At 66.2% G+C, this 15,015-nt stretch carries 12 protein-coding genes; 7 read left to right on the top strand and 5 right to left on the bottom strand.

Annotation, left to right across the window (positions count from 1 at the left end):
- The first annotated feature begins 107 nt into the window (after positions 1–107).
- Positions 108–986 (top strand): potassium channel family protein, encoded by an 879-nt coding sequence (locus H4W27_RS11915; protein ID WP_318782346.1) that lies wholly within the window; start codon positions 108–110, stop codon positions 984–986.
- 177 nt (positions 987–1,163) lie between these two features.
- On the opposite strand, the gene H4W27_RS11910 is transcribed toward H4W27_RS11915, so the two are convergent.
- A complete protein-coding gene (locus H4W27_RS11910; RefSeq protein WP_192596119.1) occupies positions 1,164–2,249 on the bottom strand; it encodes an inositol-3-phosphate synthase in 1,086 nt (361 codons plus the stop codon).
- Between the two features lie 142 nt (positions 2,250–2,391).
- Here H4W27_RS11910 and H4W27_RS11905 point away from each other — a divergent pair, with 142 nt between their 5' ends.
- Positions 2,392–3,819 carry a glycosyltransferase family 87 protein gene (locus tag H4W27_RS11905; protein WP_192596118.1) on the top strand — a complete coding sequence of 476 codons (1,428 nt, stop codon included), beginning with the start codon at positions 2,392–2,394 and terminating at the stop codon, positions 3,817–3,819.
- Here H4W27_RS11905 and H4W27_RS11900 read toward each other — a convergent pair.
- Positions 3,791–5,215, bottom strand: coding sequence for a CCA tRNA nucleotidyltransferase (locus tag H4W27_RS11900; RefSeq protein ID WP_192596117.1), 1,425 nt, complete (start codon positions 5,213–5,215; stop codon positions 3,791–3,793). The genes H4W27_RS11905 and H4W27_RS11900 overlap by 29 nt on opposite strands.
- Positions 5,216–5,342: 127 nt before the next feature.
- On the opposite strand from H4W27_RS11900, the gene H4W27_RS11895 reads away from it, so the two are divergent.
- The 5 genes from H4W27_RS11895 to trxA all read left to right on the top strand — a co-directional run bounded on the left by H4W27_RS11895 (position 5,343) and on the right by trxA (position 11,199).
- Positions 5,343–5,846: an NUDIX hydrolase gene (locus tag H4W27_RS11895; RefSeq protein WP_225939108.1), complete on the top strand. Its 504-nt coding sequence runs from the start codon at positions 5,343–5,345 to the stop codon at positions 5,844–5,846.
- Between the two features lie 129 nt (positions 5,847–5,975).
- A complete protein-coding gene (murJ, locus tag H4W27_RS11890) occupies positions 5,976–7,727 on the top strand; it encodes a murein biosynthesis integral membrane protein MurJ (RefSeq protein WP_225939107.1) in 1,752 nt (583 codons plus the stop codon).
- A gap of 70 nt (positions 7,728–7,797) precedes the next feature.
- Positions 7,798–9,717: a hypothetical protein gene (locus H4W27_RS11885; RefSeq protein WP_192596115.1), complete on the top strand. Its 1,920-nt coding sequence runs from the start codon at positions 7,798–7,800 to the stop codon at positions 9,715–9,717.
- 130 nt (positions 9,718–9,847) lie between these two features.
- On the top strand, positions 9,848–10,858 hold the full coding sequence (gene trxB / locus H4W27_RS11880; protein ID WP_404821855.1) for a thioredoxin-disulfide reductase: 1,011 nt from the start codon (positions 9,848–9,850) through the stop codon (positions 10,856–10,858).
- 14 nt (positions 10,859–10,872) lie between these two features.
- Positions 10,873–11,199, top strand: coding sequence for a thioredoxin (trxA, locus tag H4W27_RS11875; protein WP_192596113.1), 327 nt, complete (start codon positions 10,873–10,875; stop codon positions 11,197–11,199).
- 85 nt (positions 11,200–11,284) lie between these two features.
- Here trxA and H4W27_RS11870 read toward each other — a convergent pair whose 3' ends face one another.
- From H4W27_RS11870 to rsmG, 3 genes are all read right to left on the bottom strand, one after another.
- Positions 11,285–12,601, bottom strand: a complete 1,317-nt coding sequence (locus H4W27_RS11870; protein WP_192596112.1) for a ParB/RepB/Spo0J family partition protein — start codon at positions 12,599–12,601, stop codon at positions 11,285–11,287.
- 489 nt (positions 12,602–13,090) lie between these two features.
- Positions 13,091–13,999, bottom strand: coding sequence for a ParA family protein (locus H4W27_RS11865; RefSeq protein WP_192596111.1), 909 nt, complete (start codon positions 13,997–13,999; stop codon positions 13,091–13,093).
- A 233-nt stretch (positions 14,000–14,232) separates the two neighbouring features.
- Positions 14,233–14,928, bottom strand: a complete 696-nt coding sequence (gene rsmG / locus H4W27_RS11860) for a 16S rRNA (guanine(527)-N(7))-methyltransferase RsmG (protein WP_192596592.1) — start codon at positions 14,926–14,928, stop codon at positions 14,233–14,235.
- Positions 14,929–15,015: the final 87 nt, after the last annotated feature.

Genomic DNA, 15,015 nt, shown 5'->3' with positions numbered 1-15,015 from the left:
ACCGGGCCCTCCGTGGAATACCGGGCCCACCGTCACGCCGGTAGAGCACGCAAGCGCCGGTAAAACGCTTGGCGGTAGGGTCGGGAGGAAGACATCGAGAGCGGAGTGTGGCTGTGGAGATCGTGCTGGTGATCGCGGGGATCGTGGTGATCCTGTTCGGACTGTGGGACATGTTCCACCAGCTGCTCCACCCCCGGGGGCAGGGTCCGCTGAGCGGCCTCGTGTTCGGGCTGGTGTGGAAAGCTTCCCGCGCCACCGGCCATCGATTCGGCATCGCTCTGGGACCGGCCACCATGGTCGCCGTCATCATGTTCTGGGTGCTGATCCAGGGAGTCGGATGGGCCCTGATCTACTACCCCCATGTCCCGACGGGCTTCCTCTACTCCGACGGCATCAGCCCTGCGGACTACGCGAGGTTCGCGGAGGCGCTCTACATCTCGCTGGTGACGCTGGCGACGCTGGGCTTCGGCGACGCGGTCGCGGTGGAGCCCGCGCTGCGGCTCGCGGCCCCGATCCAGGGTCTGACCGGCTTCGCGCTGCTCACGGGCGCGCTCACCTGGTTCGTCCAGGTCTATCCGCCGCTGTTTCGTCGTCGTGCTTCGGCGTTGACGCTCAAGGCGCTGGCCGAGGCGGAGTATGCGGAGAAGCTCCCGCAGCTGCAACCCTGGGCGGTCCTCGCTGAGCTTGATCGGATCTCCGAACAGATCTCGCAGATCTGCGTCGATCTGGACCAGCACAGCGAGACCTACTACTTCCAGGTGACCGACGCAGAGCTGTCCTTCTCCCACCATCTGCCCTATGCCCTGACGCTGCAGCGAGCCGCCCAGGCCTCGCCGGCGCTCGAGGTCCGGATGGGGGCTGCGAAGTTGCGCACGATGCTGACGCAGCTGAGCACCGTGCTCAGTCCTGGCTTCGTCTCCGGCGAAGGGCTGGATGAGATCTTCGCCGCCTACACCGCCGATCACCCGCATCGGCGGCGCGGCTGAGCGTTCGCCTCCGGGGTGGCGTGCCGACGGTGCCGCGCGAACCGGGTCACGGGGTCGTCGACCTTGTCCTCTCCCCAGCGTTTTACCGGGTCTTGCGGGGTTTACCAGTGCTGCGGGAACCACGGTAGACCACGTAGACCCCGGTAAAACGCGGGGAAGGATGGGAGAGGGGGTGGGTCAGCGGTCGACTTCGCCTCGGATGAAGGCCTCGACCTTCTCGTGGGCGATGTCGTCGTGGAACTGTTCCGGCGGGGACTTCATGAAGTAGCTCGACGCCGAGAGCAGCGGACCGCCGATGCCGCGGTCCAGACCGATCCTCGCCGCGCGGACGGCGTCGATGATCACGCCCGCCGAGTTCGGTGAATCCCAGACCTCCAGCTTGAGCTCGATGGACACCGGGGCGTCCCCGAAGTTGCGGCCCTCCAACCGGATGAAGGCCCACTTTCGATCATCGAGCCACTGGATGTAGTCGCTGGGGCCGATGTGCACATCGCGAGCGGCCAGCTTCGCCGAAGTGTTCGAGGTGACGGCCTGGGTCTTGGAGGTCTTCTTCGACTCCAGCCGGTCGCGCTCGAGCATGTTCTTGAAGTCCATGTTCCCGCCCACGTTGAGCTGGTACGTGCGGTCCAGATGGACCCCTCGATCCTCGAAGAGATGCGCCAGCTCGCGGTGGGTGATGGTGGCACCGATCTGCGACTTGATGTCATCACCGACGATCGGCACCCCGGCGGCGGTGAACTTATCCGCCCACTCCGGAGTGCCTGCGATGAACACCGGAAGCGCGTTCACGAACGCCACGCCGGCATCGATCGCGGCCTGTGCGTAGAAGCGCGCCGCGTCCTCCGAGCCCACCGGCAGGTAACAGACGAGCACTTCGACCTGCGCCTGCTTCAGCGCGGCCACCACGTCCACCGGCTCGGCCGCAGATTCTTCGATGGTCTCGCGGTAGTACTTGCCGAGCCCGTCCAGGGTCGGGCCGCGCTGGACGGTGACGCCGGTCTCCGGCACGTCGGCGATCTTGATGGTGTTGTTCTCCGAGGCGGAGATGGCCTCGGCCAGGTCCAGGCCCACCTTCTTGGCATCCACGTCGAAGGCGGCCACGACCTGCACGTCCGAGACGTGATAATCGCCGAAGCGCACGTGCATCAGCCCGGGGACCTTCTGATCATCCGGTGCGTCCTTGTAGTACTCCACACCCTGGACGAGGGATGCCGCGCAGTTTCCGACGCCGACGACGGCGACACGGATAGGTTTTGCTGCCAACTTGTTCTCCTTGTGGTTCTCGTGCTCAACGGTCACGACACAGCATCCGGTGAAGGTGACCCCGGTCATGGTGTGTCCCTGATCGAGAAGCCTATAGCCATCACGAGCCCCGGCCACCCGCCCGAGGGTTATCGTTGAGCCGATGACTCCAGCTCCGAAGGACAGGTTCCCGGTCGCGGCCAGCCGGGATGATCCGCTGCTGCGGCACCTCTCGGACCGCTTCGGCGGACCGGCGGGCCGGCGACTGCGGCCACGCTGGCGGCCGACCCAGGTGCTGCTCGGACTCGCCGTGCTGGCCATCCTGCTCTCGGCGCTGACCAGCCAGTACTGCCGGATCAACGGCTGGGGCGGGGTGGAGGTCTTTCACGCGGGCTGCTATTCCGACATCAGCGCCCTCTACAGCCAGCGCGGACTCGCTGAGGAGCCCTTCAGTCCGCTGATCGCTCCCGGGTACTTCGAGTATCCGGTGCTCACCAGCGTCGTGGCCGCACTTGCGGCGGCGCTGACCCAGTTCCTGCTGGGACTCGAGCTCCTCGAGGGGATCCTCTGGGAGGAGGGTCGCGCCTCGCTGCTCTACTGGGACCTCAGCTTCGCCGCCGCCGCCCTGGTGTGGCTGGTTCTGGTGCTGACGGTGATGAAGGCCGCCGGAGCTCGCCCCTGGGACGCCGCGATCGTCGCCGCGTCACCGGCCATCATCTTCGGCATCGGCATCAACTGGGACATCTGGGCGGTGGCCGCGCTCGCACTGGCGGTGCTCGCCTTCCAGCGCGGGGCCCATCTGAGCGCGGGGCTGATGATCGGCGTCGGGGTCTCCTTCAAGCTGTTCCCGCTGTTCATGCTCGGGGCCGTGCTCGTGCTGGTGCTGCGCCGGGACTCCGGGCTCTCCATGGCGGTCTTCCTGCGCACCCTGCTCGGCGCCCTGGCGAGCTGGCTGGTGCTCAATGTCCCGGCGATGATCCTGAGCTTCAGCTCCTGGGCACAGTTCTTCGAGCTCTCGGCTGAACGCGGGGCCGGGTATTCCTCCCCCTGGCACATCTGGCAGGTGATCGCCGAGCGCAGCGGCGGCACGGGCCTGGCCGCGGAGACCATCTCGGTCTGGTCCTTTGTGCTCTTCGCCGCCAGCTGCGCAGGGATCCTGGTCCTGGGGCTGCTGGCGCCGAAGCCCCCACGCATGGTGCAGCTGCTCTTCCTGATCGTGGCGGCGTTCCTGCTGGTCAACAAGGTCTATTCGCCGCAGTTCATGATCTGGCTGGTCCCGCTCATCGCGCTGGCGGCCCCGCGCATCAGGGACGCCCTGATCTGGCAGGGGTTCGAGGTGCTCCACTTCTGGGCCGTCTGGATGTACCTGGCCAGCCTTGCGGGCGAGCAGGATCCGCAGCATTCCTTCGACTCCGTGCTCTACGTGGCCGCCGTGCTCGGTCACATCGGAGCGACGGGCTACCTGATGGTGCAGGTGGTGCTGGACATCCTGCATCCGGCCCGGGACCCGGTCAGACGCTCAGCCGCGCAGGTGAAGCTCCAGGACCGCTCCCCGGAGTCCTCTAGGGCTGGGTCACGGCCCATTCCCTGAGGATCTGCACCGCCTGCTCCTCGGGCACGGGCCCGTGCTCCATCCGGTGCTCGAGCAGGAACTTATAGGCCCGTCCGACCTCGGGGCCGGGAGGGATCCCCAGCACGGACATGATCTGCTCCCCGTCCAGGTGCGGCCGTATCCGCTCCAGCTGTTCACGCTCGGCGAGCTCGGCGATGCGTGCTTCGAGGTCGTCATAGGCATGGTCCAGTCGGGCAGCCTTCTTGCGGTTTCGCGTGGTCACATCCGACCGCGTCAGCCGATGCAGCCGCTGAAGCTGGTCTCCGGCATCGGTGACGTAGCGTCGCACCGCGGAGTCGCTCCATCCCTGATCGCCGTAGCCGTAGAAGCGCATGTGCAGCTCCACCAGCAGGCAGACCGCAGAGATGGTCGCCTTGTCGAACCTCAGCGCCTGCATGCGTCGGCGGGTCTGCTTGGCGCCCACGACGTCGTGGTGCCGGAAGCTGACTGCCCCGCCCGGTTCGAAGCGGCGGGTCTTGGGCTTGCCGACGTCGTGCATCAGCGCCGCGAAACGCAGCACGAAGTCCGGTCCGGGCACCGGGCCCTCGGCGTCGGTCTCCAGCGAACATGCCTGCTCCAGCACCTTCAGCGAGTGCTGATAGACATCCTTGTGCCGGTGGTGCTCATCATCGGTGAGCTTGAGCGCGGGGACCTCGGGGAGCATGATCTCCGCCAGTCCCGACTCCACCAGCAGGTCGATCCCGGCACTGGGATCGGCGCCGCAGATGAGCTTCACCAGCTCCTCGCGGACGCGCTCTGCGGAGACGATCTCCACACGCCGGGCCATCTCGGTCATGGCCACTCGCACCTCGGGTGCGACCTCCATGCGCAGCTGGGAGACGAACCTCGCTGCGCGCATCATGCGCAGCGGATCATCAGAGAAAGACTCCTCAGGCGTGGCCGGGGTGCGCAGCAGCCGCAGGTGCAGGTCCTTCACGCCCCCGTGCGGGTCCACCAGCTCGAAGCTGGGCAGCTTCAGCGCCATCGCGTTGACGGTGAAGTCGCGACGCACGAGGTCCTCGCCCAGATCCGTCCCGAAATTGACCTGCGGCTTGCGCGAGGTCGCGTCATACGCCTCGGCCCGATAGGTGGTCACCTCGATGGTGTCCCCGCCCTTGCGCAGGCCGATGGTGCCGAAATCCCGACCGATGTCCCAGTGTGCCTCGGCCCACCCAGAGACCGTGGCGATGATCTGATCCGGACTGGCATCGGTGGTGAAGTCCAGGTCCGGGGATGTCCGCCCGAGGAAGAGATCCCGTACGGGACCCCCCACCAGGGAGAGCTCGAAGCCGCGCGCGGCGAAGAGTCTGCCGAGATCGACGACGACGTCCGGCAGCCAGGCGCCGTCGGGGAAACCAGAGGGGAGGTAAGGCATAGCGAAAACAGTGTCCCATATGCCCACAGCACGGGCTCGCCGTGTTCAGACCTGCACGGCCATTAGAGTGTTCTGTATGAACAGACCGGAGAGCGGTGGTGAACGGCGCACCCCATTGACAGTGTCAATGGGCGCCCGTCGCATGCCGAACCGGCAGTCCTCCCGCCAGCAGGGGAGCCTCCCCACCGTGGAGGAGGTCAGCGCCGGCGGGGTCATCATCCGGCCCGCTGCCACTGGTTTCGACGTCGCGATCATCGCCCGGTACAACCGCGGCGGCAGGTTGGAATGGTGCCTGCCCAAAGGACACCCGGAGGGCGCCGAGACGCACGAACAGGCTGCGCTCCGAGAGGTCGCGGAGGAGACCGGCGTCGAAGGTGCCATCCTGACCTCGCTGGGCAGCATCGAATACTGGTTCACCGTGCCCACGCACCGGGTGCACAAGACTGTGCACCACTATCTGATGGAGGCGGTGGGCGGGCAGCTGAGCATCGAGAACGATCCCGACCATGAAGCCGTGGACGTGGCCTGGGTCAACATGGACGAACTCGACCGCACCCTCTCCTTCCCCAACGAGCGACGCATCATCACGCTCGCCCGCCAGGTCATCGATGAGACCGTGCAGTCCAACTGACCCGGGCACTCCAGCTGAGCCGTGCAGACCAGCTGAGCCGGACGCTCCAGCCGAGTGATGCGGGTCAGGCGCACCGTGCCGGTTCGCGGCAGGGCGGGTCCCCGGTGACTGGGCTATAGTCCACTGACGATGACAGCTACTTCCCCACAGACCGAGACCGGCCCGCCGCCCCCGCCTGAGGGGGAACCCGCCGCAGCTCAGGGACACCTCCCGGCCAAGGGCATGGCCCGTGCCAGCGCCGTCATGGCCGCGGGAACCCTGGTCTCCCGAGTGCTCGGGTTCGTGCGCACCGCACTGCTGGCCGTGGCCATCGGCTCCACCACGCTGGTGGCCGACATCTTCGAGAAGTCCAACACGGTCCCCAATGTCCTCTACCTGCTGCTCGCCGGCGGCATGTTCAACGTGGTCCTGGTCCCGCAGCTGATCAAGGCCGCCCGCCGTCCGGATCGCGGCGCGGACTACACCTCGCGGCTGCTGACCCTGACCGCCGCCGTGCTGGCGGTGTTCACCGTTCTGCTCACGCTGGCGGCCTACCCGATCATGGTCACGCTGACCCGCGGCTGGACCGAGCCCATGCTCGCCCTGGGCACCGCCTTCGCCATCTGGACGCTGCCGCAGATCTTCTTCTACGGGCTCTATGCGGTCACCGGTCAGGTGCTCAACGCCAACGCCCGATTCGGCTGGTACATGTGGGCCCCGGTGCTCAACAATGTGATCGCCATCGGTGTGATCCTCAGCTTCATCATCACCTTCGGGCAGTACGCCGCCAGCGATGACCAGCTCACCGAATGGACCGCCCAGCAGACCATCTGGCTGGCGGCCGGGCACACGGTCGGGATCATCGCCCAGGCTGCGCTGCTGCTGTGGCCGCTGTCTCGGCTGGGGCTGCGCCTGCGCCCGAAGTTCGGCCTCAAGGGCATGGGGCTGGCCTCCACTGGGAAGATCGCCGGGTGGACCCTGGTCACGATGCTGATCGGCAACCTCGCCAACCTCGCCTATATGCGGCTGATCTCCGGGGCGACGGCGACGCGTGCGGACATGGGGGAGCTGGGCGCCGCCGTGCCGGGAGAGTATGCGGCCAACGTCGCCGAGCTGATCGCGATCCTCCCGCATTCGGTCTTCGTGCTCTCCATCGCCACGGTGCTGTTCAACCAGCTGGCCCGCGCCATGGACCTCAGACGCTATGGCCGGTCCCGGGAGATCATCAACGAGGGACTGCGGATCTTCGCCATACCGGTGATGTTCTCCATGGTGGCGGTGCTGGTCCTGGCGGGCCCGCTGGGTCGAATCTTCGGCGGTGCGGCGGCGGACGCGAACCTTGCGGGCGCGGCCATCGGTCAGCTGCTCGTGCTGCTCGCGCTGGGCATGCCCTTCCGCTCCGCCAGCTTCTATCTGATGCGCGTGTTCTACTCGGCAGAGGACGCCAAGACACCGATGCTGATCTACGCGATCATCGCGGCCGTGGGTCTCACCACCGCCTATGGCCTGGCCACCGTCGTCGACGGGGAGAACATCGCCTATCTCGTCATCGGACTGTTCTCCGCCCTGCATGTGCTGCAGTACCTGATCTGTCATCTGCTGGTGGTCCGCCGCTGGGGAGGCTACGACTTCGCCTCCGTGCTGAGCGCATACCTGCGCTCCGGCGCCTGTGCGGCAGTGGCGGGGGCCGCCGGGGCCGGGACGCTGTGGCTGCTGGGCGGCTACTCCTGGGGCTTCGCCTGGGAGTCGATCTTCACCGCGGTGGCCAGCTGCGCCGTCGTCGGCGTGGTCATGGCCGTGGTGTTCGTGCTGATGCTGCGCTGGCTCAAGGTCGAGGAGTTCACTGCGGCGATCGCGCCGCTGGCCCGCCGGCTCCCTGCATTGTCCAGGCTCGCCCGGTAGGCTTGCCCCTGATGTGTTCCTGGCCGCTTCCCATGAGCGGACAGGAAGTTTCCCGGACCCAGGAGGACTTGTGGCCCAGCCTTTCGGCGTCGGCGATGTTGTTGGAGGGCGATACCGCATCACCCACCATGTGGTGACCTCTGCCGATCAGGACATCGTCTTTCAGGCCAGTGACGAGGTCCTCGACCGCGACGTCAGCATCCTGCTGGCCTCCCGGTCCAACGCCAAGCAGGTCGCAACCTCCGCACGGGAGCTCGCCATCGGTGCCCGGGACTCCGACGTCCAGGTCCTCGACCTCGGACTCGCCGAGGAGCGGACCTATCTGATCTCCTCCCTGGTGGACCCCAACCACCTTCTCGACCTCGTGGTCCCCGACTCCGCCCCGTACGTGGAGCCCTTCTTCACCGACTCCCTCGGCTCCGAGCTCTTCGGCCAGTCCCGCGTGATGGAGCCGGAGACCTATGACGACGACGACGAGTACTACGCTGCCCTGCATGGGGAGGCTGAACGCCCGGAGGACCCCGCGCGCCGCTTCCGCCGCCGCCGACCGGCTTTTCTCGACAAGGTCTCCGACTCGCTGAACCGCCGCCTGAACTCCGAGAACGACGCCGCCGCGCTCGCCATGGCCGCCGAGCAGGAAGAACAGGCCCGCGCCGGGGCAGCGTCCTTCCTGCGCAGCGACATGGAGGTGCGTTCAGCCGATCCCGCGGGTGACACCGAAGAGGACTTCTCTGCGCTCCTCGACGCCGAGGCTGACGGGCGCAGCACCGGCGGAACGGGCGCTGCAGGTGCGGCATCCACGCGGACCGCTGGTGCAGGAATCGCCACCGGTGCCGCTGCAGGTGCACGCCGCGCCGCGGATGATGCGCCCCTGGGCACCGGCCCCGCCGAGGCCAGTGACTCGCAAGCCGAGGGCAGCGAGGTCGAGGACAGCAGCGAACATCGTGACAGTCATGACGATGAGGCCCGGCTGGCCGACGGTGAGGAGGTCGTGGACAATCCTCCGGATGGACCGGTGGACGACTACGACCTGCCCCCCGTCCTGCCCTCCCCTGGCGCCGGAGCCACCCCGCCGCCAGGCGCACCGGCTCGACTCAGGGACGCCCTGTCCTTCACCGGACTGATCCGTCCCGTCCCGAGCATCGAGGAGGAAGCAGCCCTGCAGGCACCGAGCTCAGCGCCAGGGCCGCAGGACGCACAGCCGGCCCCCGCTCGAGACTCTCCGCCGGCCGTCGACGCGGACCGTGCCGCGCCGGGCCAGACGCACTTCGAAGAGGAAGACGCAGACGCTGAGTTCCGGGATGAGAAGCCCGGCCCCCGCCGCTGGGTCCTCGCCGTGGCCCTCGCTGCCGTGCTGGTGGTGGCTGCGGTCATCATGTTCCTCAGCCTGCGCGGAGGCGAGGTCGAGGATGCCTCCGCCCCCGAGGACTCCGAGCAGCAGGACGCACAGCAGGACGAGCCCGCTGAGGAGCCGGCCGAGTCCGAGGAGGAGGAGCCCAGCGAGGAATCCTCACCCGCCGAGGACGCCGGTCCAGAGCCCGCCATCGCCGAGGTCAGCAGGGTCGTGCCCGACTCTCCGGAGCTCATCGCGGACCGCGATCCCCAGCTGCCCAACCTCTACGACGGCGACACCTCCAGCTCCTGGGTGACGCTGTCCTTCGCCACGGCGGACTTCGGCGGATTCAGCTCCAGCGTGGCCCTCGTCGCGGAGCTGGAGGAGCCCGCCGAGGTCTCCAGCGTCACGATCAACCAGGCGGACGGTGCCTCGGGCGGCAGCTTCGAGGTCCTGACCAATGACACGGCCAGTCTCGAGGGCGCCGAGCAGGTCGGAACGGGCACCCTCAACTGGAACGAGACCACTGTGGAGCTCGACGGCGAGACCGATGCCGCCTATGTGATCATCAACATCACCGAGCTGCCCACCCAGGATTCGCCGGATCAGGCCGATCTTCCCTTCAGTGCAGAACTGACCGAGATCAGCCTGGACTGAGAGCCGCCGCGAGGGCGCCTCGGCACCAGTGGGGACACACGCATGGCTCCAGTAGGCTGACGGATGAAGGAATAGGTTGAACATCGATGATGTTCAATATTCCAGACACCACGACCGTTGCTAAGGACATGTGATTGTGACTGAACAGACCCCTGACCAGGTACATGACGTGGTCATCGTCGGCTCCGGCCCGGCTGGCTACACCGCAGCCGTCTACATGGCTCGCGCGAACCTGAACCCCATCGTACTCACCGGCTCCGTCACCGCAGGCGGAGAGCTGATGAACACCACGGATGTCGAGAACTTCCCCGGATTCCCGGAAGGCATCATGGGTCCCGACCTCATGATGAACATGGAGCAGCAGGCGCGCCGCTTCGGTGCGGACATCCGCCATGAGGACGCCACCGAACTGATTCTGGACCGCCCGATCAAGCAGATCACCACCGGCGCCGGCGAGGTCCTGCATTCCAGGGCAGTGGTGCTGGCCACTGGCTCGGCCTACCGCGAGCTGGGCGTCCCGGGTGAGAAGGAGCTGTCCGGGCACGGCGTCAGCTGGTGCGCCACCTGTGACGGGTTCTTCTTCCGTGAACAGAACATCGCCGTGGTCGGAGGCGGCGACTCCGCCATGGAGGAGGCCCTCTTCCTGACCAAGTTCGCCTCTCAGGTCACCGTGCTGCACCGCCGTGAGGAGCTCCGTGCCTCCCAGATCATGGTGGACCGCGCCAAGGCCAACGAGAAGATCACCTTTGTCTGGAACACCGAGGTCACCGAGGTCCAGGGCGAGGGCAAGGTCAGCCGCCTCATCCTGCGTGACACCGTCACCGGAGAGCCCTCCGCCCTGGATGTGACAGGACTGTTCGTGGCAATCGGTCATGACCCCCGGACGGCCCTCTTCAAGGACCAGCTGACTCTCACTGCAGACGGCACCGCCTGGGTCGACGGACGAAGCTCACGGACCTCGCTCCCCGGTGTGTTCGCCGCCGGTGATGTCCTCGATCCCACGTACCGCCAGGCCATCACAGCAGCAGGCTCAGGCTGTGTAGCCGCGCTGGATGTCGAGCACTGGTTGGCCGACAACGTCCCGACCGATGCGGCGGAGGTTCCCTCCGAGACGACCCTCAATTCACCTGTACCCCTCTAAGGAAGGAGATCTATATGTCAGATCTCAAGAATGTCACCGATGCAACCTTCGAGCAGGATGTCCTGCAGGCCGACAAGCCGGTTCTCGTCGACTTCTGGGCGGAATGGTGCGGTCCCTGCCGCATGCTGACCCCGATCCTGGAAGAGCTCGCGGCTGAGAACCCAGAGAAGATCGAGGTGGTGAAGGTCAACGTGGATGAGAATCCCGGGACCGCCGCGAAGTTCGGCATCACCTCTATTCCTGCCGTGTACGCCTTCAAGGGCGGCGAGCACGTCCAGTCCTCCATCGGCGCCAAGCCGAAGCAGGTTCTGGAGCAGGAGTTCGCTGACCTGCTGCAGTAGGCATCAAAAGCGCCAGTTGTTGGGGCGCACAGGTCGGGCCCGGAGCGATTTCTCGTTCCGGGCCCGACCTGTTTCACGTGAAACCTCAGGGGCGACTGCCGATCATGTCCATCAGTCGATGCAGATCATCGATGGATCCGAAATCAATGGCGATGCGTCCCTTCTTGGCACCCAGGGTGATCTTCACCTGCGTGTCGAGCCGGTCCGTCAGGGCGTCCGAGAACTCCTCCAGCTGGCGGACCCGTGGGCTCTTCGCTCGCTCGCGTCCCAGATCCTCCGTCCCCTGACTCCGCTGCGCCAAGGTCACGGCTTCTTCCGTCGCGCGCACCGAGAGACCTTCCGCGACGATGCGTCCGGCGAGCTGCTCCATCTGCTCTGTGGACTTCAGACCGAGCAGCGCCCGTGCGTGTCCGGAGGACAGCACGCCAGCGGCAACGCGTCGCTGCACAGCAGGAGGCAGCTTCATCAGCCGCAGCGTATTGCTGATCTGCGGGCGCGAACGCCCGATGCGTTCGGCGAGCTCATCCTGGGTGCAGTTGAAGTCATCCAGGAGCTGTCGGTACGCCGCCGCCTCCTCCAGCGGATTCAACTGGGAGCGGTGGATGTTCTCCAGGAGCGCGTCACGCAGGAGGTCATCGTCCTTGGTCATCCGCACGATCGCGGGGACAGTCTGCAGATCAGCGGCCTTCGATGCCCTCCACCTGCGCTCGCCCATGACCAATTCATAATGATCGGGTCCCGCTGGGCGCACGACGACGGGCTGCAGCATGCCGATCTCGCGGATGGAGTGGATGAGCTCGTCCATATGCTCCTCGTCGAACTCCTGGCGAGGCTGACGAGGGTTGGGCACGATGGAGTCCACTGGAATCGAGCGGAACTCCGCACCATTCACGGATCCGCCTGTTTCACGTGAAACGGAACCAGTCCACGCGCCCTCGGGGGCCGTGGCGGACGGTGGTTCCCCTTCAGGCGTCCTCGCTGGCGGTTCTGCCGCACCTGAGGGATCGCTCGTCTTCGCGCTGCCATCGGAGGTGACGCTCTCAGATTCCGCCTGTCTGGCGCTGCTTCGCGACAACACGTCCGGCATAGGAGCGCGCTGACCCGGGCTGACCCGACGCGAGGTCGTGGCAGAGCGGGGAATCGCTGCAGAATCTCGGGCCACATACGGCCCCTCAAGGTCAGACTTCGCAGAGAAGAACACGTCGATCGGACGCGGGGCCGCAGCTCGGGGCCCAGATGTTCCACGTGAAACCTGCGTGGCAGGCGCAGCGTCGGCAGCTTCCTCAGGCACATCGGCTTCCGCCAGAGCCCCTGGCTCTGCCTCTGTCTCTGCGTCCTGAGAATCGCTGTTGATCAAGGCACCCAGACCTCGTCCAAGCCCGCGCCGTTTACGTTCCGCCATGCAGAAGCCTCCTAGAGTTCTCGCCTCAACCCGCGTGAACTTTGGCGCGGTAGATCCTATTCTACGGAGGAATCCTCACCGATCAGTCCAGAACAGTGCTGCGCAGCGGCGTTTCACGTGAAACAGCGTCCTCATCGCCATAGAACTGAGCTGAGAACGCCGAAAGGAAGGCAAGGCGGGACCTGGTCGAACCGCACGACAGAACAGACTCCGGTCTGCCGTGGATCTTGACGTGCCCAGCGCGGACAGCGGTCGTTGTTCCCGGCCGCCAATGGGCTCAACGCGGTCGCCGACGTTTCACGTGAAACCTGGCCTCGCCAGCCCACCCCATCACGCCCCGCGATCCACACTGCGGGCGTAGCGTCACTTGCTGCGTTTCACGTGAAACTCAGCAGAACACGCGTGGGCAGCGGCCGCACGCACCTCGCCCACGTTCGCGCTGCCACTGACCCCGCGCGACCCGCGCGACCCGCGCGGAGGCCGGGAAGTTCAGGAGCGCTGGACGAGTTCCGCAGCAGCCTCGAGGTAGGCCAGTGCACCCGTGGAGGAGCGGTCGTAGCTGATGACCGACTGCTGATAAGAGGGCGCTTCCGAGATCCGCACGCTTCGCGGAATGACCGACTTGAGCACCGACTCGGGGAAGTGCTCACGCACCTCGCCTGCCACCTGAGACGCGAGGTTCGTCCGCCCGTCATACATGGTGAGCAGAATCGTGGACACCCGCAGCGGCGGGTTCAGGTGCTTCTGGATCATCCCGATGTTGTTCAACAGCTGACTCAGACCTTCGAGTGCGTAGTACTCACACTGGATGGGGATGAGAACTTCCTGCGCCGCGACGAAAGCATTGACCGTGAGGAGACCTAGACTCGGGGGGCAGTCGATGAACACGAAGTCCAGGCGCTCCAGACCGTTCTCCTCCCGGTACCGGTAGTACTCGGCGAGAGCCCGCTGGAGTCGCTGTTCACGCGCGACCAGGGAGACCAGCTCGATCTCAGCTCCGGCCAGATGGATGGTCGCCGGAACGACCTGAAGTCGCTGGATGTCTGGGCAGTCTGCCACCACGTCCGCCAGCGCGAAGTCTTCGATGAGCACATCGTAGATGGAATCGGTGTCTGCGGAGTGCTCGATGCCCAAAGCCGTCGAGGCGTTGCCCTGCGGGTCGATGTCAATGACCAGGACATTGAACCCCTGGTCTGCAAGTGCAGCAGAGAGGTTGACTGTGCTGGTGGTCTTGCCGACCCCGCCCTTCTGATTCGAGACGGTGATCGCTCGCGTGTGGTCGGGGCGGTTCAGCTCCGTGGAGACGAGCTTCTTGCGGCGTCGGTTCTCGTCCGCGAGTTCTGCGGCCAGGGGAGAGGAGGCGCCGAGGGATTCCAGGATCGAGGATCCTTCTGCCATGCTCGCGGCCGCATCGGCGGCCTTCGCCGTACCACTGGTTTCACGTGAAACGGGGTTCTCTTGCACGGGCCACACTTCCTTCGTCACGACTGGTCCAGGTCACGCTCCCGCGCAGGGCACCCTCGAGATGGTGCACCGCCGGCACATCTATGAGTCTAGGCCACAGGCACGGCTGCGCCCTCCGGAGGCTGGACCGCGGCTTCAACGCCGTGGTCCGTATCCTGCTGGACGGCTCAGCGTGCTCGAGCGGAGCGGCGCCGGCAGCGCACCACGGTGCTCGGCTCCTCCAGGAGCCCTTCACCCAGAAGCTGCACCGTGGGCTTGTGCAGCTTGTGCCGACTGAAGGACTTCGATGCCGCCTCGATCTCGCCGTGGACGCTGCGGCCCTTGAGCAGGAGCAGCTCCCCGTCGTCGTCCAACAGCGGAACTGTAAGGGGCAAAAGCTTTTTCAGAGCTGTCACGGCGCGGGCAGTGACGACATCGGCCATGACCTCGTCAGTGACCTCCTCCGCGCGCGCCCGGATCAGCTGCACGTTGTCCAGCTGAAGGTCCTGGACCACCGAGCTCAGCCATTCAACGCGCCGCTCCATCGGTTCGATCAGGATGAACTCAACATCAGGCCGCGCGATGGCGAGCGCAAGTCCCGGAAGACCGGCTCCAGAACCCACGTCCGCGACCGTCGTGCCGGCGGTGAGCTCTGGGGCGAGCACTGCGCAGTTGAGCACGTGGCGTGACCAGATCCTGGGGACTTCCCGAGGACCGAGCAGTCCATGGTCGATGCCTGTGGAGCACAGGTGCTTGACATAGGTCTCGGCGAGTCCGAGGCGGTCTCCGAAGAGGGTCTGCGCTGCATGCAGCTCACCGGCGGTGAGCCCGGGAGCCTCCTGGGCGGGTTCGACCGTCCCAGTCTCCAGCGTCGGCTCGGCCATCCCAGCATCAGGAGCATGCTCAGCGGACTTCCCGCTCGACATCTGCTCCTGACCGTCGTCCTCGGGAGCGGGAGTCTGGTGGTCGTG

The organism is Nesterenkonia lutea (assembly GCF_014873955.1).
GTDB lineage: Bacteria > Actinomycetota > Actinomycetes > Actinomycetales > Micrococcaceae > Nesterenkonia > Nesterenkonia lutea.
This window is presented reverse-complemented; position numbering and strand designations above follow the sequence as displayed.